Below are 6,881 nucleotides of genomic sequence, written 5' to 3'. Positions count from 1 at the left end.
GCAATCGTTCCCGTGTTCGTCGTCATCGTCCTCACCCCTGAGGCGGAGACCGTCCGCTAACGGAGTGTCTCAAACAACCGTGGGGCGGAGGAGGATGGCCCACGCCGAAAAGCCTGTCGCCAATCCGCTTCATCGCCTGATCGGCCTGCCGTTGCGTGGCGACGGCAAGCGGAAACGGCACCGGCAGATCTGCAAGCCGACCATAGGGCATCAGCAGATGTCTCAGGCAGAAACCATGGACGGTGCCGATGAAAAGGTTCGGCGCTTCCCGCAAGCCCAGCCGTTCCAGTCGGCGCGTCAGTTCGCGCGCGCATTCCTGGCTGTAGGTGATGCATGCCGCGCCACGGGGCGCGCCCACGTCCTCGGCCATGATCCGAGCAAGTTTGAGCACCAGCGTTTTGGTCTTGCCGCTCCCAGGCCCGGCGAGCACGACGCAATGTCCCATCGAATCGTAGGCCGCTTGCTGACCCGGATTGCTGGCCAGATCGCCCGCGTGGGCCAGATAGGCGGCGCTGACACTACGCAAGGGCATCGCGAATATGCTCCAGCGCCTGCCGGATGTAAGCCGGACACGTATCATCGTCGACGTGCGGCGCTAGCGCCTGCGCGAAGCGTCCCTTTCCAATGCGTTCAATAAGGGCCAGCAGGCGGTCCTCATCAAGGTCGTCGGGATCGTCCACCCACTCCTGCAGCGCCGCTCGGGTCTCGTCGCCGATGGACAATTCTTCCTCGATGATCTCCTGCATCGCTTCGGCGAGGCCGCCCGTGAACAGCTCCGGTTCGAGCGTGTTGCTGTTGACGAAATAGCCGAACGGTTCGGCCCGAGCGATCACGGCGTCCGCGTCCAGACGCCGATAATTGACGCCCTCTTCGAGCAGTTCGAGCACATTGATCAGGCGCCGCCGAACCCTTGGATGGCTCGCACCGTTGGGATCTCGATCCGTCAAGATGACGTGCGGGATATTCAGACCCTGCGGACCCAACAGCTTCACGTAAGGTGTGAAATTGGTGCCCCCCACAGAGCAGACGGTGATGCCGAGCATGTCGAGGGGAATGTCCAGGGCCACGGCGAACGCAGGGATGAGAAACCGCTCGGCATCGCCCTCGACGAGGATCACGCCTCGCGCGAAGAAAATCTCGCCACGGCTGACATCGATGTAGCGCTGGAGGTCCGCCTCATCCCGCTCGGTCAGCGGCGCCGTCGCCGTGGACACCGCAGTCGTCGCGTCCTCGCCGCCGTCATGCCGGAGCAGGACGACGGAGCGGATCGGGGTGACACTCGCGATGTGCGGTGAGTGCGTCGTGAGGATGGTCGTGAGCGGTGGCGCGTCTTCCTGTGCGTCCGCAGCCCCGCCGAGGAAGTACCGATAGACGAGCCGCTGCACATGCGGGTGAAGATGGGCTTCGGGCTCTTCGACCACCAAGAAGGTGTGGTCGCGCTCGCCATCCGTCACCAGTCGATCGAGCTCCAGGCTCTTCAGCGCCAGAAAAATCAGGTTGGCGGTGCCGAGACTGGCGTCGCCAATGCCGCGCGCGCCATTGTCAATCAGTAGCCGCAGGCTGCGCAGCAGCGCGTCAACCCGCGTCGGAGCCAGGCCGAGCGTCAGCGGGACGGCGTGCTGCTCGCCCGCAATCGCGATCAGACGATCGCTGATCCGTTGCGCGGTTGCGACTACCTCGGCGTGTCCAGCCAGCTCGGCTTGAGCGTCATTGACCTGCTGCTGGATTTCCTCGCGCGCATCTTCGTCGAGCGAGGTCGCCAGCTCCTCAATCAACGGCCGCAGCGGCGAGTTTCGCCAACTCGCCAGGTCCTTCTCGGCGTCGCGCAGCGCCACCTGAACATCGAGCGGCAGCATCCGGCGGAACGTCGAGCCGATCGCCATGTCGGGGTCGTCACCGCCGAAAATGACGTACTCGTAGTCGGCCAGACTCTCCGGCTCGCGGCCGAGATTTGCCTTCGGCTGGAAGCGATATGTGAGACGCGCGACCATGGGCGGTCCCGGGTCCACTACGCAGTCGTTGAGATGTGCCATCAGGCGCGGATCGCCGGTGAAATCGGTCAAATCGACAGAGATTTCGATGGTCTCGCCGAGCTTGTCCTCGCCAAGGCCATCCCAGAAATGTTCGAGCCCGAGCTGACGGTCCCGCTCCGACAGGCCGGGGTCCAGGATCAGTTGCAGAGCGCGGATGAAGTTGCTCTTGCCGACCTTGTTCTCGCCGACAATGACAATGCTGTCGCCCGTCTCGACATCAATGTCCGAGAAGTTTGCGAAATTGCTTATTCTTACGCGTGATATGCGCACACTTTCTCCCCCTGCTTCTTATGCTTGATCGCCGCGATTGGCCCGCCCGGCGATGTCGGCGCAGCGCGCCATCAGTGTTTCAAAAGATTCAGCGTCATCGAGCAGCAGGCCATCCTCGACCATGCGAGTGTAGTCGTCCCCGAGCGCCTTCAGCGCATCGCCCGCAGGCACGAGGCGCAGTTCGCCATGGACAGCAGCCAGATAGTCGATCGGTTCACGATCGGCCGCCTTCTCGGCGAAGAACATCGCCTTGTGTCGTGCAACCGCATCCGCCAGATCCCGATCGGCAAACGCCGCCTCGACGAGGCCTGCCTCGTCCAATCGCACCACGTCATGCCAATGGCGGGCGAAGCGCTCGCCGCGCAGTCGCTCTTGCAGGCAGAAGACGTGAATCGCGGTCGCCTTTTCCCAGAAGGTCCGCTCCGCGTGCAACACCCGCGGCCGGGCAGTTGGAAAAACCACATTCTCGACCAGGCCAGATGCATCGCAGGCAACATCGCGCTCGCTCGCCGGCTCGCCGGTCGAGCGCGCGCCGAATTCCAGCATGACGCTCGGAGCGACGTAGCCCGTACCCGCGCTCGTCGCTTCATAGTCGATGAAAAGCTTCTCGCCGTCGGCGCGAACCGTCGCTGCGAGTTTCTCCTTCTCCAGAGCCCCGGCGATCGTCGGATGGACCGTTCCGGCCACCCATTCAGGAAGCCGCTTTCGCACCTCGCTCGACCACCGTTTTTCCTCGCTGCGCGACTGCGGCAGGGCCTCGCCTTTTTCGCCGACAAGGTCGGGCGCGATCGCCCGAATGTCATAGGTGAGGTCGACATCCTCCGAAAAGCGCCGGATCACGCCATAGGCTTTCGAGAGCGACGTGCCGCCCTTGAAGACAAGGTGCTCGCCCAGCGCCGTGTCGTAGAGCGCCGACAGCGCCCAAACGACCCAGGCATCCTTTTCGAGCAGATGCGCGGGCCGACCTGATTTGTCGGCGGCAATGCCCAGGACGTCACGGCGATCCGACGCCGACAGTCGGAGAAACACGTCAGCCATGCGCGGCCTTTCCGACACTGCGCGCAAGCCACGTCGGAAGCTGCGGCGCCACCGCCACCAGCTCCTGGAAGGTTGTCGAAGGCAGCCTGCGCTTCAGCGTCTGAAGCGCAGCCTCCGCCTTTTCAGGCCCGAGCCACGCGAGCGCCCGCACGGCTTCACCGGCGGGCCGATTGGACAAGGCGAGTTGCCAACGCGGCGCGTGCCGAAGCTCGACCACTTGCTTTCCCAGGCTCATCGTGCGGCTGCGACCAGAGGTCAGGTAAACCAATCTGACCGGCACCTGCGTCGTGAGCCCGAGCGTGTTCGCGGCGGCCGCCCCGCTAGGTACGATGACTTCGCCGCGTTGACTGGCCAGCGCTTCGACCGCCTGTTCGACCGAAGGCGATCTGATCCCGAACCGGCTTGAAATCGGACGCAGGTAAACGCCGCGACCGGCCCTCATAAGCTGGCCGCGTTCGACGAGGCGCGACAATGCCTGATCCACCGCAGCCCGATTCCCGAGATGCAGCAGGCCCTTGGCGGAAACAGGCGCCCCTTCCGGCAAGCCCCCCGCGTAAGACAGAATCTGCTCGGTCAGTCGTTGCATGGCGATCTCCTGTCAGAAATATACTCGGTTTTCTGACAGCTTTCAAGGCGCGACTGCAATAACGGAGGCCGCCCTTGACCGGACATTTATGACCGGGCATATTTGCCTGAATTGGAGATCAGCCATGTTTGTCTACAACCCGGAAAAGTTCGCGTCCTTGTATGCGTCGGAGCTCGGCCAGCAGCTTTGGGCCTTTCTCATCTTGCGCGAAAACGTCGCCCGCCTCGAGACGGCTTCGGAACTGAGCAAACCCGCCGTCGAGGGCATCGAGGAACGGCTTCTCGAAGCGTTCCGCGAGGACGTGCTGGCGGATCGGGTCAAGCAGATGATCGGCCACATGGTGCGCCAGATTCTGGAGCAACGCGGCTGGGTGCTCGACCAGGGCGACGTCAAGGTGCAGTCGGTGCCCTTTACGAAGGCCGCGCGCTATCGCCGGCCGGATTGGTTCACCTTCCACGCCTTCCGCAACACCGGCGATCCGCGCGACGTCGTCATCACCGACCGTCGCCAGAACGCTTTTCTGCCCGAGGACGCGCGCTGGACCTATTACGCCACCTTCGCCAGCCCAATCAAAGCCGCCGTGGCCTTCGGCGTCCGCGACATCAGCCAGTTACGCCAGCAAGTGCATTCAAATGGCTATCAACGCGTCCGCGTCGAGCGGATGCTGCGGCGCGCGTGAGGTCTGACATGTCGACGACATCGATCGACGAATTCATCCGCGTCTCGCAGTTGCTCTCAGGCCTGACCCTTTCGGTCCCCATCATGATGATGACGCGGGACGAGGTCGAAAGGATCGTTTCCGACGCGGCGGCCGACACGACGCTCTCATCCCTGGATCGTGAGTTGCGCGCCAAGCTCAAGGCGGTGACCGCACCCGAGGACCATGTCCAGATGACGCAGGCCTATGAGGCCTACTCCGAAGCGTCTTTCTATCTGGCAATGAAGGATCGCGGCGTCGTTTTGGAGCGCACGCCAGGCACCGGCGGCCATAAGGCAAAGCGGCCAGACTTCCGCTATTCGCACGGCGCAGGCGAACTCTATTTCGAGGTCAAGGCCCTCGAAATCGCCGAACCGCTGCGGCGTCACAAGGAAATCGGTCACGAGGCGTTGGAGGTCGCGGCCGAGTTGGACGGACGCGCGCGGCAACCAGGAATTCACTTCGGCAAGCCGCTGGAGATATCAGGCCACCTGCCCAATGCAGGCTCCATCGCGCGGATCGACGACACGATCCAGAAGATCAGCAACAACATCAAGCCCGGCCAGATTGAGTACGGCCCGACCGTGCTTGTCGTCGATCTCGGCCGCCTCAGCAGCATCGCGCAAGGCCCTTCGGGCCTATTGCCCGTCTTCTTCCACGCCGGACCTCCGGCGGAAAGCTGTGTAAGTGGCGAACTTTGGCAGATCGCGCTCGGCCTGCCCGGGGAGCAGATCCTTTCGCTTCCGGAGTTCGATGGCAAAAGCAATCTGGCGGGCCACCAGACTCAGGTCGGTATTCTCCGCCAATTCTCTACCCTGATGGCGATCACGTTCTTCCTGCCGCGCTGGAGCGAGAAACCCGAACTGCTGACGATCTGGAATGTGGGCTGGGATCAGACGGCCCTGGAGAATCCGTGCGCCCTCGACGAACATCAGGTTGGAGATGTTCTTCACGATTACTCCGATGGCCTGAATGATCAGCGAAACGAACTGGGTTGGGATTTTCGCGTGAGTCGATAGACCTTCAAATTACTGCATCGGGCCGACGAGTGCGCGGCCTCGGCGCATCATCTCTGGGCTGGAACACATCGACCGGGCACGACCGTCAGGGCGGACAACGACCGGGACAAAGGAGGAAGCATGATCGGTCGCGGATCTGAATGGCGGCGCTGGGAGCCACATATTCACGCCCCGGGCACCGTACTGAACAATCAGTTCGGCGGGGGCACGCCGTGGGAGACCTATCTCACGTCCCTGGAAACCGCCACGCCGAAGATCGAGGCGATCGCGGTGACGGACTATTATTTGACGGACATCTATCAGGAAGTGCTGAGGTACAAGGCAGCGGGCCGCCTGCCCAGCGTTCAGCTCATTTTCCCGAACGTCGAACTGCGCCTCGACGTCGCCGCCAAGACCGGCTTCGTCAACCTTCACCTTCTCGTCAGCCCGGAAGATCCCCGGCATGTCGAGGAGCTGGACCGCATCCTGCAGCGACTCCAGTTCCAGGCGCACGGCGACACCTTCAACTGCACGCGCCAGGACCTGATCTCGCTGGGCAAGAAGGCAGACACCAGTATCATCGACGACCGGGCCGCGCTCGCCCACGGCGCGACACAGTTCAAAGTCAATTTCGACCAGCTCCGCCGCGTCATGCGCGAAAGCGATTGGGCGAAGGCGAACATCCTGATCGCGGTTGCGGGCGCCGCCGGCGACGGCACGTCAGGCCTGCGGCAGGCCGCCGACGCGACGATGCGCCAGGAAATCGAGAAATTCGCCCACATCATCTTTTCGAGCAGCCCGGCCCAGCGCGAATTCTGGTGCGGACGCCGGGGCGTGACGCTCGATCAGCTTCGCGAACGCTATGGCGGCTGCAAGCCCTGCCTCCACGGCAGCGATGCGCATGATCAGCAGACCGTCGGCCAGCCGGTCGAAGATCGGTATTCGTGGATCAAGGGCGGACTGGAATTCGACGCGCTGCGCCAGGCGTGCATCGATCCCGAGGGTCGCGCTCATGTCGCCGTCGAACCGCCGCGCACGGCGATGCCTTCACAGGTAATCTCCCACGTCTCGCTCGCTGACGCCGGCTGGGCCGCCACGCCCTCGATTCCGCTCAACCCCGGACTCGTCGCCATCATCGGCGCGCGTGGTTCCGGCAAGACCGCGCTAGGGCTGGGACTCATAACCAGTAGCTGACGACGGCTGCGATGCAGACTGCTGCGTGAAAGTTGATGGCGAGGCGATCGTATCGGGTAGCGATG

The 6,881-nt window shown here is 63.3% G+C and carries 7 protein-coding genes and 1 pseudogene; 3 read left to right on the top strand and 5 right to left on the bottom strand.

Features of this window, described 5'->3' with window-relative positions; translation table 11 throughout:
- Positions 1–31 precede the first annotated feature (31 nt).
- The 4 genes from FHR90_RS16735 to FHR90_RS16720 are packed head-to-tail and all read right to left on the bottom strand — an operon-like array spanning position 32 to position 3,927.
- Positions 32–532 carry a UvrD-helicase domain-containing protein gene (locus tag FHR90_RS16735; protein WP_218061969.1) on the bottom strand — a complete coding sequence of 167 codons (501 nt, stop codon included), beginning with the start codon at positions 530–532 and terminating at the stop codon, positions 32–34.
- The gene (locus tag FHR90_RS16730; protein WP_176622794.1) at positions 519–2,303 is read right to left on the bottom strand and encodes an ATP-dependent nuclease; all 1,785 of its coding nucleotides are present in this window, start codon (positions 2,301–2,303) and stop codon (positions 519–521) included. Before FHR90_RS16730 ends, FHR90_RS16735 begins: the two co-directional genes overlap by 14 nt.
- Positions 2,304–2,321: 18 nt before the next feature.
- A complete protein-coding gene (locus FHR90_RS16725; protein WP_176622792.1) occupies positions 2,322–3,341 on the bottom strand; it encodes a nucleotidyl transferase AbiEii/AbiGii toxin family protein in 1,020 nt (339 codons plus the stop codon).
- Positions 3,334–3,927 carry a DUF6088 family protein gene (locus tag FHR90_RS16720; protein ID WP_176622790.1) on the bottom strand — a complete coding sequence of 198 codons (594 nt, stop codon included), beginning with the start codon at positions 3,925–3,927 and terminating at the stop codon, positions 3,334–3,336. Before FHR90_RS16720 ends, FHR90_RS16725 begins: the two co-directional genes overlap by 8 nt.
- A gap of 124 nt (positions 3,928–4,051) precedes the next feature.
- Here FHR90_RS16720 and FHR90_RS16715 point away from each other — a divergent pair, with 124 nt between their 5' ends.
- The 3 genes from FHR90_RS16715 (at position 4,052) to FHR90_RS16705 (ending at position 6,816) form a co-directional block, all read left to right on the top strand.
- On the top strand, positions 4,052–4,606 hold the full coding sequence (locus FHR90_RS16715; RefSeq protein ID WP_176622788.1) for a hypothetical protein: 555 nt from the start codon (positions 4,052–4,054) through the stop codon (positions 4,604–4,606).
- An 8-nt stretch (positions 4,607–4,614) separates the two neighbouring features.
- A complete protein-coding gene (locus FHR90_RS16710; protein WP_176622786.1) occupies positions 4,615–5,643 on the top strand; it encodes a hypothetical protein in 1,029 nt (342 codons plus the stop codon).
- Between the two features lie 120 nt (positions 5,644–5,763).
- Positions 5,764–6,816 carry a hypothetical protein gene (locus FHR90_RS16705; protein ID WP_218061968.1) on the top strand — a complete coding sequence of 351 codons (1,053 nt, stop codon included), beginning with the start codon at positions 5,764–5,766 and terminating at the stop codon, positions 6,814–6,816.
- On the opposite strand, the pseudogene FHR90_RS16700 reads toward FHR90_RS16705, so the two are convergent.
- Positions 6,800–6,881, bottom strand: a pseudogene (locus FHR90_RS16700) (IS5/IS1182 family transposase); the annotation flags it as partial. The gene FHR90_RS16705 and the pseudogene FHR90_RS16700 sit on opposite strands and share 17 nt — an antisense overlap.

This window comes from Endobacter medicaginis, from assembly GCF_014192375.1.
Classification (GTDB): domain Bacteria; phylum Pseudomonadota; class Alphaproteobacteria; order Acetobacterales; family Acetobacteraceae; genus Endobacter; species Endobacter medicaginis.
Note: the sequence above shows the minus strand (reverse complement) of the source record. Positions and strands in the feature narration are given on the sequence as shown.